This is a genomic window from Streptomyces sp. NPDC005803 (genome assembly GCF_040630435.1).
GTDB lineage: Bacteria > Actinomycetota > Actinomycetes > Streptomycetales > Streptomycetaceae > Streptomyces.
On record NZ_JBEXXO010000003.1, the window covers coordinates 145,140 to 160,204 of the forward strand.

At 72.5% G+C, this 15,065-nt stretch carries 13 protein-coding genes; 5 read left to right on the top strand and 8 right to left on the bottom strand.

The annotated features are described in order from the left end of the window. The first annotated feature begins 146 nt into the window (after positions 1–146). Complete coding sequence (locus ABZ454_RS06000; protein ID WP_359536273.1) at positions 147–3,431, top strand: S41 family peptidase; 3,285 nt, start codon at positions 147–149, stop codon at positions 3,429–3,431. Positions 3,432–3,786: 355 nt separating this feature from the next. Further along, a complete protein-coding gene (locus tag ABZ454_RS06005; RefSeq protein ID WP_359536274.1) occupies positions 3,787–4,791 on the top strand; it encodes an RICIN domain-containing protein in 1,005 nt (334 codons plus the stop codon). Between the two features lie 144 nt (positions 4,792–4,935). On the opposite strand, the gene ABZ454_RS06010 is transcribed toward ABZ454_RS06005, so the two are convergent. The 4 genes from ABZ454_RS06010 to ABZ454_RS06025 all read right to left on the bottom strand — a co-directional run bounded on the left by ABZ454_RS06010 (position 4,936) and on the right by ABZ454_RS06025 (position 8,631). Beyond that, complete coding sequence (locus ABZ454_RS06010; protein WP_359536275.1) at positions 4,936–5,184, bottom strand: hypothetical protein; 249 nt, start codon at positions 5,182–5,184, stop codon at positions 4,936–4,938. Between the two features lie 86 nt (positions 5,185–5,270). Beyond that, on the bottom strand, positions 5,271–6,176 hold the full coding sequence (locus tag ABZ454_RS06015) for an SDR family oxidoreductase (RefSeq protein WP_356317922.1): 906 nt from the start codon (positions 6,174–6,176) through the stop codon (positions 5,271–5,273). Beyond that, entirely contained in the window at positions 6,173–7,114 is a 942-nt protein-coding gene (locus ABZ454_RS06020) for an alpha/beta fold hydrolase (RefSeq protein WP_359536276.1), read from the bottom strand. The genes ABZ454_RS06015 and ABZ454_RS06020 overlap by 4 nt, the downstream gene beginning before the upstream one ends. After that, on the bottom strand, positions 7,111–8,631 hold the full coding sequence (locus ABZ454_RS06025; RefSeq protein ID WP_359536277.1) for an NAD(P)/FAD-dependent oxidoreductase: 1,521 nt from the start codon (positions 8,629–8,631) through the stop codon (positions 7,111–7,113). Before ABZ454_RS06025 ends, ABZ454_RS06020 begins: the two co-directional genes overlap by 4 nt. Positions 8,632–8,824: 193 nt before the next feature. Between ABZ454_RS06025 and ABZ454_RS06030 the strand changes: the two genes are divergently transcribed. Beyond that, entirely contained in the window at positions 8,825–9,466 is a 642-nt protein-coding gene (locus tag ABZ454_RS06030; protein WP_359536442.1) for a MerR family transcriptional regulator, read from the top strand. 226 nt (positions 9,467–9,692) lie between these two features. Here ABZ454_RS06030 and ABZ454_RS06035 read toward each other — a convergent pair whose 3' ends face one another. After that, a complete protein-coding gene (locus ABZ454_RS06035) occupies positions 9,693–10,508 on the bottom strand; it encodes an exodeoxyribonuclease III (protein WP_359536278.1) in 816 nt (271 codons plus the stop codon). 49 nt (positions 10,509–10,557) lie between these two features. On the opposite strand from ABZ454_RS06035, the gene ABZ454_RS06040 reads away from it, so the two are divergent. Then, positions 10,558–11,034, top strand: coding sequence for a GNAT family N-acetyltransferase (locus tag ABZ454_RS06040; RefSeq protein WP_356317914.1), 477 nt, complete (start codon positions 10,558–10,560; stop codon positions 11,032–11,034). On the opposite strand, the gene ABZ454_RS06045 is transcribed toward ABZ454_RS06040, so the two are convergent. Together ABZ454_RS06045 and ABZ454_RS06050 are read right to left on the bottom strand one after the other, a co-directional pair. After that, entirely contained in the window at positions 11,031–11,843 is an 813-nt protein-coding gene (locus ABZ454_RS06045; RefSeq protein WP_359536279.1) for an alpha/beta fold hydrolase, read from the bottom strand. The two genes, ABZ454_RS06040 and ABZ454_RS06045, sit on opposite strands and share 4 nt — an antisense overlap. Beyond that, a complete protein-coding gene (locus ABZ454_RS06050) occupies positions 11,840–12,634 on the bottom strand; it encodes an SAM-dependent methyltransferase (RefSeq protein ID WP_356317909.1) in 795 nt (264 codons plus the stop codon). Before ABZ454_RS06050 ends, ABZ454_RS06045 begins: the two co-directional genes overlap by 4 nt. 186 nt (positions 12,635–12,820) lie before the next feature. On the opposite strand from ABZ454_RS06050, the gene ABZ454_RS06055 reads away from it, so the two are divergent. Next, positions 12,821–13,807: an aldo/keto reductase gene (locus ABZ454_RS06055; protein ID WP_359536280.1), complete on the top strand. Its 987-nt coding sequence runs from the start codon at positions 12,821–12,823 to the stop codon at positions 13,805–13,807. A gap of 176 nt (positions 13,808–13,983) precedes the next feature. Here ABZ454_RS06055 and ABZ454_RS06060 read toward each other — a convergent pair whose 3' ends face one another. Beyond that, positions 13,984–14,724 (bottom strand): alpha/beta hydrolase, encoded by a 741-nt coding sequence (locus ABZ454_RS06060; RefSeq protein WP_359536281.1) that lies wholly within the window; start codon positions 14,722–14,724, stop codon positions 13,984–13,986. Between the last annotated feature and the right edge of the window lie 341 nt (positions 14,725–15,065).

Here is a 15,065-nt window from a genome sequence, read left to right on the forward strand (position 1 = left end):
TCGCGTGCGATGCGTACGTCAGTCAATCGAACGAAACTGTTTCGTACACCAGGACGTTACCCCGTGCACCCAGCGAAACGAAACCGTTTCGCTTGTGTTCCGCACCACAAGTTGCCGCTGCCCCCTCGCACGGAAAGCATTGGGGGGTGAGTGACGACGTCTCGTATCTCCGGTTCCCGCACCTCCACGAGGATCTGCTCTGCTTCGCGGCGGAGGACGATCTCTGGGTGGCCCCCCTCGCCCCCGAGGGCGAGGCGCCCGGACGCGCCTGGCGCGTGACCGTGGACCGCACCCGGGTGAGCCATCCTCGCTTCTCGCCCGACGGCACCCGGATCGCCTACACGACCTGGCGCAGCCTGGACCCGGAGATCCATCTGGCGCCGGTCGACGGCGGACCGGCGCGCCGGCTCACCTACTGGGGGTCGACGGACGCCCGGGTCTGCGGCTGGACCTGCGACCCCGGGGACGGCGCGCAGATCCTCGCCGTGTCCTCGCACCGCCAGCCGTTCTCGTACTTCTCCTGGGCCTACAGCGTGCCCACGGACGGCAGCCCCGGCGGCCGGCTGCCCTGGGGCCCGGTCTCCGACATCGCCGTCGCGGACATCGACGGCGAACGCCGCACCCTGCTGCTCACCGGAAAGCCGCCGCACGAGCCGGCCGCCTGGAAGCGGTACCGGGGCGGCGCGACCGGGCGCCTGTGGCTGCACGGCGAACGGCTGCTCCCGGACATCGGCGGGCACCTCGACTCACCGATGTTCGTCGCCGGCCGCATCGCCTTCCTCTCCGACCACGAGGGCGTCGGCAACCTCTACTCCTGCCGGCCCGACGGCGGCGATCTGCGCCGCCACACGGACCACGACGCGTTCTACGCCCGGCACGCCTCCAGCGACGGGCGGCGGGTCGTCTACCAGTGCGCGGGCGAACTGTGGCTGGTCGACGACCTCGCCTCGCCCGACGCCGTGCCCCGCAGGCTGGAGGTCCGGCTCGGCGGCCCGCGCGCCGGACGCCGGACCTACCAGGTACCGGCCGCCAGCAACATCGACTCCCTCTCCGTGGACGAGACCGGCCGGGCCAGCGCCGTCGCCGTACGCGGCAGCCTCTACTGGCTCACCCACCGCGACGGCCCCGCCCGCACCATCGCCGACACCCCCGGCGTCCGGGTCCGGCTGCCGGAGATGCTCGGCAGCGGCGGCCAGGTCGCGTACGTGACCGACGCGGAGGGCGAGGACGCGATCGAGATCGCCTCCCTGCCGCGCGCCAGCGGCGACCGCCCACCGCGCCGGCTCGCCTCCGGCCGGATCGGCCGGGTCCAGGAGCTGATCGCCGACCCGGACGGCGAACGGCTCGCCATCGCCGCGCACGACGGCCGGCTGCTCCTCCTGGACACGGACGAGGAGACGTCCACCGGCGAGCCCACCGAACTGATCCGCTCCGTCAACGGCCCGGTCCGCGATCTGGCGTTCTCCCCGGACGGCGCCTGGCTGACCTGGTCGCACCCCGGCATCGGCCGCTCGCTGCGCAAGATCAAGCTGGCCCGCATCCAAGGCACCGGCTCCCCCGTGATCGTCGACGTCACCAACGGCCGCTTCGAGGACGAGAACCCCGTCTTCACGGGCGACGGCCGCTATCTCGCCTTCCTCTCCTGGCGCGGCTTCGACCCGGTGTACGACGTGCACACCGGAGACCTCTCCTTCCCGCTCGGCTGCCGCCCCTACCTCGTCCCGCTGTCCTCGGCGACCCCCTCCCCCTTCGCCCTCCTGCCCGACGGCCGGCCGGCGGCGGGCGGCCTCGATCCGGTGGACTCCGCCGAGGCCGGTACCGCCGAAGGCTCCACGGTCAGCGTCGAGTTCGAGGGCCTGGAGAGCCGGGTCACGCCGTTCCCGGTCTCCGCCTCCAAGTACTCGGCGCTGTACCCGGTCAGCGGCGGCGGCCTCGTCTGGCTGCGCTGGCCGATCTCCGGCGCGCTCGGCGAGACGTTCGCCAACCCGGCCGACATGTCGGGCCGGCCGACCCTGGAGCACTTCAACATCGCGAAGGCGAAGAAGACCGAACTCGTCGACCACCTCGACTGGTTCGCCGTCAGCGGCGACGCCTCCCGCCTCGTGGTGATGGACGACGGCGAACTGCGCGCCGTCCCCGCCACCGAGCCCGGCGACAACGACTCCACCGTCTACCTCGACCTGCGCCGCGTCCTGCACGAGGCCGACCCGGCGGCGGAGTGGCGGCAGGCGTACGGCGAGGCGGGCCGCCTCATCCGCTCCTACTTCTGGGAGCCGGACATGTGCGGCATCGACTGGCCGGCCATCCTCGACCAGTACCGCCCGCTGGTCGAACGGGTCGCCACCCCCGACGAGTTCGCGGACCTCCTCCGCGAAGTCCTCGGCGAACTGGGCACCTCGCACGCCTACGTCTCCCCCGCCCGCCGCAACGAGGGCCCGCCGCACTACCAGCGCGCGATCGGCCTGCTCGGCGCCGACCTGGTGTGCCGGGACGGGGACTGGACCCTGCGGCGCATCCTGCCCGGCGACTCCTCGGACTCCAAGGCCCGCTCCCCGCTGGCCGGTACGGGCATCCGCGAGGGCGCGGTCCTCACCCATGTCGACGGCCGCCCGGTCGACCCGGTCACCGGCCCCTACCCCCTCCTGTCCGCGGCGGGCGGCACCACGGTCGAGCTGACCTTCCGCCCCGCCGAGGGCGAGGGCCGCTCCCGCCGCGTCGCGATCGTCCCGCTGGTCGACGAACGCCCGCTGCGCTACCAGGACTGGGTGGCCAAACGCCGCGAGGTCGTACGGGAGTTGAGCGGCGGCCTCTGCGGCTACCTGCACATCCCCGACATGGGCGGCTCCGGCTGGGCCCAGTTCAACCGCGACCTGCGCCTGGAGGTCTCCCGGCCGGCCCTGATCGTCGACGTACGCGGCAACGCGGGCGGCCACATCAGCGAACTGGTCGTCGAGAAGCTCACCCGCACGATCCTCGGCTGGGACCTCACCCGCGACGCCCAGCCGGTGTCGTACGCCTCCAACGCCCCCCGCGGCCCGGTGGTCGCCCTGGCCGACGAGGCGACGTCCTCCGACGGAGACATGATCACCGCCGCGTTCCGGCTCCTCAAACTGGGCCCGGTGGTCGGCCAGCGCACCTGGGGCGGCGTCGTCGGCATGACCGGCCGCCACCGCCTGGGCGACGGCACCGTGATCACGGTCCCGATGAACGCCGCCTGGTTCGACACGTACGGCTGGTCGGTGGAAAACCACGGCGTCGAACCTGACCTGGAGGCCCTGCGCACCCCGCTCGACTGGGCGGAGGGCCGCCACGCGGTGCTGGACGACGCGGTCCGCGTCGCCCTGGACCTGCTGGCGGCGCACCCGCCGGCGACGGCCCCGACGTACGACACCGCCCCGAACCGACGGCGGCCGCCGCTGCCGCCGCGGTAGGCGCCGGCGGCACGTACCCGTACGCATGTGGGCGGGGGCCGGGCGGCACGGGCGGGCGTCGATGCCGGGGACGGTCCAGGAGTCGCCGGCCGAAGCCCGTACAACGCATCGCGAACCGATCCCCCCAACTCACCGTCTTCCCATCGGCGTGTTCACCTTCCCTCGGCAGGGTGTGCAGCGATGAGATGGGATTGATCCACTGCGCTCCTCCTCACGCGCCCCGAGGGCCTCTGCCCGCCGGGAAAGCGCCCTGTGAACCGCCTGCCGCGTCAGGGGGAGGCACGCGCCGTTGGTCGCCTCTCCGTTCCCGGGCACTCCTCAGGGCTCGACCTCATATTCCAAGGAGCACAACCGAATGCCAGAGCTGCCGAAGCGCAACGTCAACAGGCCCGACAGCTCACGGCCGGCCAAGCCCCCTCGAAGCAACGATGCGTTGAACCTCGATTCCGCCCGTGCCGCACTCGCTCGCGCCATCGCGGCGCAGCGGGCCGAGAGCGCCGGAAGCGCGGAAGCCGAGGCGGCCCGGAGCGCACCGGCGCAGGGCCTCGCGGGCGCCGCGGAGTCGACGCACGAGATAGCGCCGACCTCTTCCCCCCGCCGCTGGGCGTTACTACGACGGAGGTGGGTCCTGGCCACGGCCGCCGGCGTGGCCGTCGTCGCTGTCGTCGCGGGGGTGGCCGTCACGGTCGGCGGGGGCTCCGACGGCTCCGGCCGCCAGGCCGACGCGCCCGCCGGCGGGCTCGTCCGGTCCGACGGGGAGGACGAAGGTGCCGGGGGGCAGTCGCTCCTGCCGGGAACTCCGACGGCGGAGCGGTCAGCATCCCCCTCCATCACCCCGTCCGCCGCCCCCTCTTCGTCGTCGGGCAAGAGAGCCGAGGGCACGCCCCGCCCGGGCAGGAGTACCGCCTCCGCGGGGTCCGGCTCGTCGCCGGCCGCGGACGATCCCGCAACCGACAGCGTCGCGAAACCGGGCAGCGACGGCCCCGGCGGCTCGACCACGGTGACCGGCGTCGCTCTGACCGTCCAGGCCTCGGGCAAGTGCCTGACCGGCGCAGGCTCGGGATCACAACTGCTGGCATCCGCCTGCGGGGGTTCGGCCGGCCAGTCCTGGAGTCCCCAGCCCGACGGCAGTCTGCGCCAGGGCGGCCTCTGCGTGACCGTCACCGGAACCGAGGACCGGACCCCGGTCGTCCTGGCCCCCTGCGACCGGTCTTCCGTCCAGCGCATCAGCCTTTCCGGTACGGCGCTGGTGTCCGCGTCCACCGGCAAATGCCTGGATCTGTTCGGAGGCGCGAGCGGCACCCAGATCGTGCTCTGGGAGTGCAACGGCCGTGACAACCAGCACTGGAGTGCCGCCTGACCACCGCGCGAGCCCGGTCCCGGGCCGCCCACGCCCCGCAGCGCCCCGCGGCGCGCGCACCCGCCCAGCGGAAAGGGCGCGCCCGGTACGAACCGGGCGCGCCCCTCACCGTGCGACGCGCGGAACGCGTCAGTCGTGCGTACGTCAGCGGTCGAAGCGCTCACGCATGTCGTCCGCCGCACCCTGGGCGCGGTCGCGACCCTGCTCGGACGCCTGGCGGGCCCGGTCGGACGCGTCCTGGCGACGGTCCTGACCCTGGCCCGGGCGCTGGCCCTGGCCCTGGCCCTGGCGCTGACCCTGACGCTGGTCCTCGCCCTTGCCGCCCTTCATCTTCTTCTGACCCTGGTCGGCAAGCTCCTGCGCCTTGTCCTTGAACTGGTCGGCGATGCCCATGCTGTTCACTCCTATGTGGTGCGTGGGGGATGGCCCCGGCGGGGCCTCGACCAGAGTTACACGGGGGCACATTCACCGCATTTCGATCACTTACGCTCCGTAGGCGACGCGGCCCTGGACGCCCGTTCGTCCTGGTCGGCGGCCCCTCCGGCGCCCACGAGGCCCTTGCTGACGCCCTCCAGGCGAGGTCCGAAACGCCGCATCTCCCGCTGGCCGACCGCACCGATCAGGCTCGGCAGGTAGCCGCGCACGGACTGCATCCCGCGCAGCCACCACTGGGCGTACACGTGCGCCGAGCGCCGCTCGATGCCGGCCACGATGCGGTCGACGGCCGGGCCCAGCGGGTAGGTGCGGTTGCAGGGCCACGGCAGCCGCTGACGCAGCTCCCGCATCACGTCGTCCTCGTCCGCGCCGCGCACCATGTCCGTGTCGGTCCAGGAGAGGTAGCCGACGCCGACCTTCACGCCCCGGTAGCCGACCTCCGCCCGCAGGCTGTGCGCGAACGCCTCGACGCCCGACTTGGAGGCGCAGTACGCCGTCATCATGGGCGCCGGGGTGATCGCGGCGAGGGAGGCGATCTGGAGGAAGTAGCCGCGGCTCTCCATCAGGACCGGCAGGAACGCCCGGCCGGTGACCGCGCCGCCGATCAGGTTGACCTCGATGACCCGCCGCCAGGCGACGGGGTCGGAGTCGACGAACGGGCCGCCCGTGGCGACGCCCGCGTTGGCGACGACTATGTCGACCTTCCCGAACCGCTCCTTGACCTCCTGCGCGACCCGCTCCATCGCCTCGTGGTCGGTGACGTCGGCGTGCCAGTGGTCGCTGTCCCCGTGCAGCCGCTCGGAGACCTTCTTCAGCTCGTCCGGCTCCAGGCCGACCAGCGCCAGCTTCGCCCCGCGCGCCGAGAGTTTGCGCGCCAGCAGCTCACCCACGCCGCGCGCCGCGCCCGTGACGACGACGACCTGTCCTTCGAGACTGCCCCTGCCGCTCATACGACCTCCTCCTTGCCCTCGACATCGGCCGCGCCCCGCACCGGGAGGTACGTGGTCACCAGTTCCCGGATCTTCGCCGTGACGACCTCCGGCGCCTCGACCGGCGTCATGTGGCCCATGCCCGTCAGTTCGGTGAGGCCGAGGCAGTCGGGCAGTGCCGCCGCGATGGCCCGGGCGTGGACGGGCGGCGTCAGCCGGTCCTCCGTCCCCGCGATCACCGCGGTGGGCACCCGCAACTCCCGTACGCCCTCTTCGAGATCGAGGTCCGCGAGCACATGCCCCCAGGCGACCCGGGCCGCTCGCGGGCAGTCGTGCACGATCCGTGCGCAGGCATCGACCCGATCAGGGGCCGAACCGGCCCCCATTGTCCCGTACTTGAGGATCCGCCGGGAAATCGGGGTGACCGGCCCGAGCGGCGCCCGCGCCCCGAGGATCGCACGCGTCATCCGGGTCCGCACGGCGCCGGGCCGCAGCGGCACGACGAGGGACTCCGCGAGCAGCCGGGAGCTGCCCGTGCTGCACAGCAGGACGGCGGCCGCGTGCTCGCGCAGCCCGGCCCGGCGCGAGGCGGACATGATCGTCATGCCGCCCATGGAGTGCCCGGCCAGTATGGCCTTCTCCCCCGGGGCGAGGGTGGCCGCGAGCACCGCTTCGAGGTCGTCGGCCAGCGCGTCGGTGCTGTACCCGGCGCGCCCCACCGCGGGCGACGTGCCGTGGCCGCGCTGGTCGTAGGCGATGACGCGGTGGTCCACGGCGAGGTCCCGGATCTGGGCGTCCCAGAAGTGGGTGTTGCAGGTCCAGCCGTGGGCGAGGACCACGGCCGGGGCCCCGTCCTGTCCGTGCACCTCGACGTGGAGGCGGGAGCCGTCGGCGGAGACGGCCATCAGTTCGCGGGCGGGCACGGGGCGGGGGTGCGCGCTGCGCGGCGGCCAGCTCATCCCGCCACCTCCTCGGCGACGGCCTTCTCCGCGTGCCGTTGCGCGGGAACCCGTACGACCTGGTACTCCGTGAGGTCGACGTCCCGCGTCACCTTGCGGAACTCCGCGGTGGTGCCGGGCCAGACCGTGGTGTTGCGGCCGTTGGCGTCCAGGTACCAGCTGTCGCAGCCGCCGGTGTTCCAGACCGTGCGTTTCATGCGCTCCTGGACGCGGCGGTTCCAGGCGCCGACGGACGAGGGGCGGGCGTCGAGTGCGACGCGGCCGCCCAGCACGTTCAACTGCCGCATGTAGTCGGCCATGTAGTTCAACTGGGCCTCGATCATGAGGATCATCGAGGAGTTGCCGAGCCCGGTGTTGGGACCGATGATCGTCATCCAGTTGGGGAAGCCGGCCGCGCTCGCGCCGCGCAGCGCCTGCATGCCGTCCTTCCAGGACTCGGCGAGCGTGATGCCGTCCGCGCCCACCACCCGCTCGGCTATGGGCATGTCGGTCACGTGGAATCCGGTGCCGAAGACGATGGCGTCGACCTCGGCCTCCGTGCCGTCTGAGGCGACGACCGTGGAACCGCGTACCTCGGCCAGGCCGGAGGCGACCACGTCCACGTTGGGCCGGGCGAGCGCCGGGTAGTACGTGCTGGAGAGCAGGATGCGCTTGCAGCCGATGCGGTACGAGGGCGTCAGCTTGGCCCGGAGCGCCGGGTCCTTGATCGCCCGCGCCATGTTGGACTTGGCTATCCGCTCGACCAGGCCCAGTTCGTTCGGGTGCTTGGTGAAGGCACTGACCTGCAACTCCCGTATGCCCCACAGCAGTCCGCGGCGCGCGGTGCCGGTGACGGGGAGCGCGCGGTGCAGCCAGCGTTCGACGCCGCTGATCTTGCGGTCCATCCGGGGCATGACCCAGGGCGGGGTGCGCTGGAAGAGCGTCAGCTTGCCCACCTGGGGCTGGATCGACGGCACGATCTGGATCGCGGAGGCGCCGGTGCCGATCATCGCGACGCGCTTGCCGGTGAGGTCGGCGTCGTGGTCCCAGCGGGCGGAGTGGAACACCTTGCCTGGGAAGTCGGCGAGCCCCGGGATGCCGGGGGTCTTGGGATCGGAGAGCGGGCCGGTCGCGGAGACGACGACATCGGCGACGACCGTCGCGCCGTTCGCGCACTCGATGACCCAGTGCAGTTCGTCGTTGTCCCAACGCATCACGCTCACCTCATGGTTGAGCCTGAGGTGCGGCCGGAGCCCGAAGGTGTCCGCGACGTGCTCCAGGTAGGCGCGGATGTGCTCCTGCCCGGAGAAGGTGCGCGGCCACTCGGGGTTGGGCGCGAAGGAGAACGAGTAGAGGTGGGACGGTACGTCGCAGGCGCAGCCCGGATAACTGTTGTCCCGCCAGGTGCCGCCGACCGCGCCGGCCCGTTCCAGGATGACGAAGTCGGTGATGCCTTCGCGGCGCAGCCGGACACCAGCCCCGAGGCCCCCGAACCCGGATCCGATCACCGCCACTCGTACGTGCTCGTGCTGGGCCATGCTGCCGCCTCCCGCGGTACGTCACACGACTCTGCCAGCAATCACTGGCGTTGTTGGGAGACTAGAGCAGCTTCGTACCGATGGGTAGGGGGCCGCGAGAGAAAGTTACCGGCGGTACAACCTGCCGCCCCGGCGCGAGGGCGGCCGGTAGGGTGCGGGGGTGGCAGAAGGACGCGAGCACCGCGAATACCGCATGGAGGAGTTGGCCAAGGAGGCCGGCATCCCCGTCCGGACCCTGCGCTTCTACCGGGAACGCGGCCTGATCTCGCCACCCCGGCGCGAGGGCCGCATCGCCTGGTACGACGACCATCACCTGGCCCGCCTGCGCACCATCGCCGGCCTGCTGGAGCGCGGCCACACCCTCACCGGCATCGCCGACCTGGCCCGCACCTTCGAGAGCGGCCGCGACGTCGCCGAGGTGCTGGGCCTGGGCGAGCCGACCGAGGAGACCCCGGTCCGGCTCACGCCCGAGCAGCTGGCGGACCACTTCGAGGGCGAGTCCACCCCGGAGAACCTGGCGACGGCCATGGAGCTGGGCTACCTCGGAACGGACGGCGACGAGATCGTGCACATCAGCCGCCGCCTGCTGGAGGTGTCGGCCGAGCTCGTACGCGAAGGGGTCCCGCTCGCCGAGGTGCTCGCCTCCGGCCGCCGGGTCCGCGAGCACGCCGACGCACTGGCCGACCTCTTCGTCACCGCGCTGCGCGCCCACAGCACGGAGTCCGAACCGCCCCAACTGCGCCCGCTGGCCCGCGCGGTGGTGGACGCGGAACTGTCCATGGCCCTGGACCGGCGGCTGCGCCGCGACGCGGAGGCGTCGCAGCCACCGTCGTAGGCCCCGCGCCCTGGCGCTCGTACACCCCCGGCGCAGGGCCCGAACCCTGGCGCTCGTACACCACCGGCGCAGGGCCCGAACCCTTGCGCTCGTACACCACCGGCGCAGGGCCCGAACCCTGGCGCTCGCACACCACCGGCGCAGGGCCCGAACCCTGGCGCTCGCACACCACCGGCGCAGGACCCGCGCCCTGGCGCTCGCACACCACCGGCGCAGGGCCCGAACCCTAGCGTTCGTACACCACCGTGACCGGCGCGTGGTCGCTCCACCGCTCCCCGTGCGTGGCGGCGCGCTCCACCAGGGCCTTCACGGCGCGCGCCGCCAGCCCGGGGGTCGCCACCTGGTAGTCGATGCGCCAGCCCGTGTCGTTGTCGAAGGCCCGCCCGCGGTAGGACCACCACGAGTACGGCCCCTCCACGCCCGGATGCAGGGCGCGTACGACGTCGACGTACGCGGCCTCGTCGAAGACCCGGGTCAGCCACTCCCGCTCCTCGGGGAGGAAGCCGGAACTCTTCCGGTTGGCCTTCCAGTTCTTGAGGTCGGCCTCCTGGTGCGCGATGTTCCAGTCACCGCACACCACGACCTCGCGGCCCCCGGCGGCGGCCCGCGCCTTCAGACCCGTGAGGTAGGGCAGGAAGGCCGCCATGAAGCGCTCCTTCTCGTCCTGCTTCTCCGTGCCGACCTCGCCGGAGGGCAGATACAGGCTCGCGACCGTGACACCCGGCAGGTCGATCTCGACGTACCGGCCGCTCGCGTCGAACTCCTCGCCGCCCGCGCCCCCGAAGCCGCCGAACCCGATCTGCACACGCTCCGGCGCCCGGCGGGAGTAGAGCGAGACGCCGGCCCGGCCCTTGGCGGCGGCCGGCGCGTGGACGGTGTGCCAGCCCTCGGGTTCCCGCACCTCCTCGGGCAGCTGCTGCGGCTCGGCCCGTACCTCCTGGAGGCAGATCACATCGGCGTCGGTCCGCGCCAGCCACTCGACGAAGCCCTTCTTCGCGGCGGCGCGGAGACCGTTTACATTCACGGAGGTCACAGTCAGCATTCCGGCACGATATCGACCCTGCCGCGCGCATACATGTACCATCTATCGCATGCTTATCCAGCCTCGCCCGTTCGATCACCCCGACGCCGTCAAACTCAACGATCTCGTCCAGCTCGAATACGCCGAGCGCTACGGGGACGAGGGCGACATCACACCGCTGGACGCCACGATGTTCGACCCGCCGCACGGTCTGTACCTGCTCGCTTACGACGCGTCCGACCGCCCGGTCGCCACCGGCGGCTGGCGCTCGCAGGAGCGCAACGCCGAGGGCTACTCGGACGGTGATGCCGAGCTCAAGCGCATGTTCGTGATACCCGAGGGGCGCGGGCAGGGCCTCGCCCGCCGCATCCTGGCCGCCCTGGAGGCCGACGCCCGCGCGGCGGGCCGCACCCGCATGGTGCTGGAGACCGGCGACCAGCAGCCCGAGGCCATCGCGCTGTACCGCTCCAGCGGCTACGCGCTCTGCGAGAAGTTCGGCCACTACCGCACGTACGACAGCAGTCTCTGCTTCGCCAAGCCGCTCTAACCGCGCTTGGCCAGGAACCCCGTCAGCGCGTCGTTGAACACGGCGGGCCGCTCCAGGTTCGGCAGGTGCCCGGCCCCCTCGACGACGGCCAGCTCCGCCTCCGGAATCAGCCCGTGCAGGACCCGGGCCTCCGCGACGGGCGTGTAGACGTCGTCCGCGCCGACGACCACGAGGACCGGCACCCCCGCCCCGGCGAGCGATTCCCGGTAGTCGGGCCGCTCCGCCCGGCCCCGCAACGCCGCCGCGGCCCCCTCGGGAGCGGTGGAGCGCATCATCCCCAGCACCTGCGCGGCGACGTCGGGCAAGGCGGTGACGTTGTACGGGGCCAGCATCTTGTCGATCACCTCGCTCGCGTACCCGTCCATCCCCTCGGCAAGCAGCCGGTCGGCGAGCCGGTTGCGGAACGCCTTGCCGTCCTCGGTCTCGGCGACCGGGGAGGTGTCGGCCAGGACCAGCGCCGCCACCCGCCCCGGGTACGAGCGGTGGAACTCCATCGCGATCTGCCCGCCCATGGACACCCCGCCGACCACGGCCCGCGCGAGGCCCAGGTGGTCCAGCAGCGCGGCGATGTCGTCGGCGAAGTCCGCGAGCAGGGTGCGCCCGGGGACGACGCCGCTTTCTCCGTACCCCCGCAGATCGGGCACGATCACCCGGTACCCGGCCGCGACGAGCGCGGTGGTCTGCGGCTGCCACATGGTCCGGTCGAACGGATGCCCGTGGACGAGCACGACGGGCGGCGGATCTCCGGGCGCCCCCAGGTCGTCGTACGCCAGGGCCGTACCGTCCACCGCCGTGTACCGGACGCTCACCGGACCACCCGTCCGACCCCCACGTAGAAGCCGCTGCGCTCGACGACCGGCGCCGGCTCCTCCCGGTACCACTCGGTCGCGGGGACGAGCCCCGGCTCGACGAGCTCCAGCCCCTCGAAGAACGGCTCGACCTCCGCACGCGTACGCATCCGGAGCGCGATGGCGCCCTTCTTGTACGCCGTCTCCGTCTCCTGCTTCAACTCCGGGTGCTGGTCGGCGGTGCCGTGCGAGAGGACGAGGTAACTGCCGGTGGGCAGCGCGTCGACCAGCGTGCGGGTGATGCCGTACGGGTCCTGGTCGTCCGGCAGGAAGTGCATCAGCGCGATCAGCGACAGGGCGATGGGCCGCTCGAAGTCCAGCAGTTTCCTGGCCCGTTCGAGGATCGTCTCCGGCTCCCGCACATCGGCGTGGAGGTAGTCGGTGGCCCCTTCGGGAGCGCTGACGAGCAGGGCCTCCGCGTGGCGCAGGACGATCGGGTCGTTGTCCGCGTAGACGATCCGGGCCGTCGGCGTGATCGCCTGGACGATCTGGTGGAGATTGGGCTCCGTGGGGATGCCGGTGCCGATGTCGAGGAACTGGTCGATCCCGCCGCGCGCAAGCCAGGCGGAGGCCCGGTGCATGAACGCCCGGTTCCGCGCGGCGTTCCCGCGCGCCTCCTCCGGCAGGCTCTCCGCCACCTGCTGATCCACCGGGTAGTTGTCCTTGCCGCAGAGCAACCAGTCGTAGACGCGGGCGGGATGCGGCTTGCTGGTGTCGATACGGGGCTGGGGCTCGGGTATGCCTGCCGTCACAGGTCACTCCTCGGTGCGCGGAACTTCATGATCGGGTAAACGCTTCACACGCGTGCAGCCTAAGCGACGGTGCCCGGCCCGCGGACCGCTGAGCCCGCCGACGCCCTTGCGTTGAAGTGCACTTCAACAAGAACACTGCCTCCCACGGCCACCGAACGACGGCGACCGCACCCGGAGGGGAACGTCATGAAGTACCGCACCATCGGCACAGATCCCGCCACCCGCCGCGAGGTGAGCGTCCTCGCGCTCGGCGCGATGCTCTTCGGCTCGGTCACCGACGAGAAGACGTCGTTCGCGATCCTGGACCACTTCGTCGAGGCCGGCGGCACCTTCATCGACACCTCCGACAACTACGCGTACTGGGTCGAGGGAGGCCTAGGCGGCCAGAGCGAGCGGCTGCTCGGCGATTGGCGGCGCAGCCGCGGCATCGGGGACGAGATCGTCATCGCCACCAAGCTCGGCGCCGAACCGCTCGCGCCCGGCACCGGGTTCGTCGACAACCCGGAGGGCCTGTCGGCGAAGGCGGTCCGCGAGGCCGTCGAGCGCAGCCGCGAGCGCCTCGGGGTGGAACGGCTCGACCTCCTCTACGCCCACATAGAGGACCGGACCGTTCCGCTCGCCGAGACCGTCGAGGCGCTCAGCGAGCTGAGCGCGTCCGGCGCGGTCGGCCTCCTGGGCGCCAGCAACCACGCCGTCTGGCGGGTGGAACGCGCCCGCGCACTGGCCGCCGCGGCCGGACTGCCCGGCTACGAGGTGCTGCAGTACCAGCACAGCCACCTGCGTCCCCGCTTCGACGTGCCCAGCCCCCTCTTCGAGGACGGCAGCCTGGGCCACGCGGGTCCTGAACTGCTCAGCTACCTGCGCGCCGAACCGGACCTGACCCTGATCGCCTACTCGCCCCTGCTGGCCGGCGCGTACACCCGCCCGGACAAGCCGCTCCCCCAGGACTACGACCACCCCGGCACGCCCGCCCGCCTCGCGGTCCTGCGCGAGGTCGCCGCCGAGACAGGGGCGAGCGTGAACCAGGTGGTCCTGGCCTGGCAGATCGGCAGCCGGCTTCCCGTCATCCCCCTGGCCGGGGCGTCGTCGGTCGCCCAGTTGAAGGAGAACCTGGCGGCGGTCGACGTGGAACTGACGGGCGAACAGCGGCAGCGGCTCGACCGGGCGCACTGAGGCCGGCGCGGACCCGCCGCCCCCGCCGAGCGGGCGGGGGCCCGCCGCGGCGAACGGCGGAGGAGACCCGCCGTTCACCCTCCGTCGGCGGCATCCTGGCCGCCTGCCGACGCCGCGTGCCGACGCCGCCTGCCTTCCGCTGCCTGCCGTCCGCTGCCGGTCCTACGGCCCGGGCCTCACTTCAGGTGCCGGGCGAAGAACCGGGCCGCGTCTTCCCCGGCGAACTCCGGGACGCCGGTGTGCCCGCCCATATTGGCGTGCAGCGTCTTCTCCTCGGAGCCGAAGGCTTCGAAGAGGTCCAGGGCCGCCTGCCGGTCGTTGCCTTCGTCGTCCCACTGCAGCAGGACGTGCAGCGGAATGGTGACCCGGCGGGCCTCCTCGAATGTGGCGCGCGGCACGAAACTGCCGGCGAACAAGCCGGCGGCCACGATGCGCGGCTCGACCACCGCAAGGCGAACGCCGATGGAGATCACTCCCCCCGAGTATCCGACCGGGCCGCCGATCTCGGGCAGCGACAGGAGGGCGTCAAGGGCGGTCTGCCATTCCGGGACCGCCCGGTCGACGAGCGGGAGGACGAGGGCGTCGGTGATCTCGTCGCTGACCGGCTCGCCGGCCTGCATCGCCCGGCGCAGGTCGGCGCGGGCCTGATCGAGGGCGGGCCAATGGGGCCGGTCACCGCTCCCCGGGAGTTCGATGGTGGCCGAGGCGAACCCGTCCGCCGCGGCGCGCCGGGCCCGCGCCACCAGTCGGGGGTACATCCTGCGCAGCCCGAGCGGGGGAAGGCCCAGCAGGATCAGCGGAACCGGTGCGGACGCGGACGCGGATACGGGCGTCCACAGGATGCCGGGGATCTCGCCCAGGGTGAAGTCGCGTTCGAGGACGCCGTCGTCGAGGCGCTGCTCGGAAGTGACGTGCATGGTCGTGCCTTTCGGGAGGGCTCAGAAACGGCGCTCCCGGACGACCTATCGCCCGACCGTGACCCCGGAGAGGAGCACCCATGTCGATACTGCGTTCACGGGTACCACCTCCTCGTTTCTCGCACGGCCTCCGGCAACGTAGCAGCGGTCGCGACGGTCCACCAAACGGATTTTCGCCACGCCTCCGCTTCGACGACCGCCACGGCCAGAAGGTCCGGGCTCTCGGCCCGGCCCGCCACCGGCCGCCACCGGCCGGCCGATTCTCCGACCGCCCTCCGGCCGATCTCCGACCGGCCCCTGACCGGTCAGCGGCACAGCCGCGCGGCACGGTCTCCGCGCTT

Coding starts and splice junctions, on each gene's coding strand:
- ABZ454_RS06005 (WP_359536274.1), top strand. CDS start 3,787: ATGCCAGAGCTGCCGAAGCGCAACGTCAACAGGCCCGACAGCTCACGG.
- ABZ454_RS06010 (WP_359536275.1), bottom strand. CDS start 5,184: ATGGGCATCGCCGACCAGTTCAAGGACAAGGCGCAGGAGCTTGCCGAC.
- ABZ454_RS06015 (WP_356317922.1), bottom strand. CDS start 6,176: ATGAGCGGCAGGGGCAGTCTCGAAGGACAGGTCGTCGTCGTCACGGGC.
- ABZ454_RS06020 (WP_359536276.1), bottom strand. CDS start 7,114: ATGAGCTGGCCGCCGCGCAGCGCGCACCCCCGCCCCGTGCCCGCCCGC.
- ABZ454_RS06025 (WP_359536277.1), bottom strand. CDS start 8,631: ATGGCCCAGCACGAGCACGTACGAGTGGCGGTGATCGGATCCGGGTTC.
- ABZ454_RS06030 (WP_359536442.1), top strand. CDS start 8,825: ATGGAGGAGTTGGCCAAGGAGGCCGGCATCCCCGTCCGGACCCTGCGC.
- ABZ454_RS06035 (WP_359536278.1), bottom strand. CDS start 10,508: ATGCTGACTGTGACCTCCGTGAATGTAAACGGTCTCCGCGCCGCCGCG.
- ABZ454_RS06040 (WP_356317914.1), top strand. CDS start 10,558: ATGCTTATCCAGCCTCGCCCGTTCGATCACCCCGACGCCGTCAAACTC.
- ABZ454_RS06055 (WP_359536280.1), top strand. CDS start 12,821: ATGAAGTACCGCACCATCGGCACAGATCCCGCCACCCGCCGCGAGGTG.
- ABZ454_RS06060 (WP_359536281.1), bottom strand. CDS start 14,724: ATGCACGTCACTTCCGAGCAGCGCCTCGACGACGGCGTCCTCGAACGC.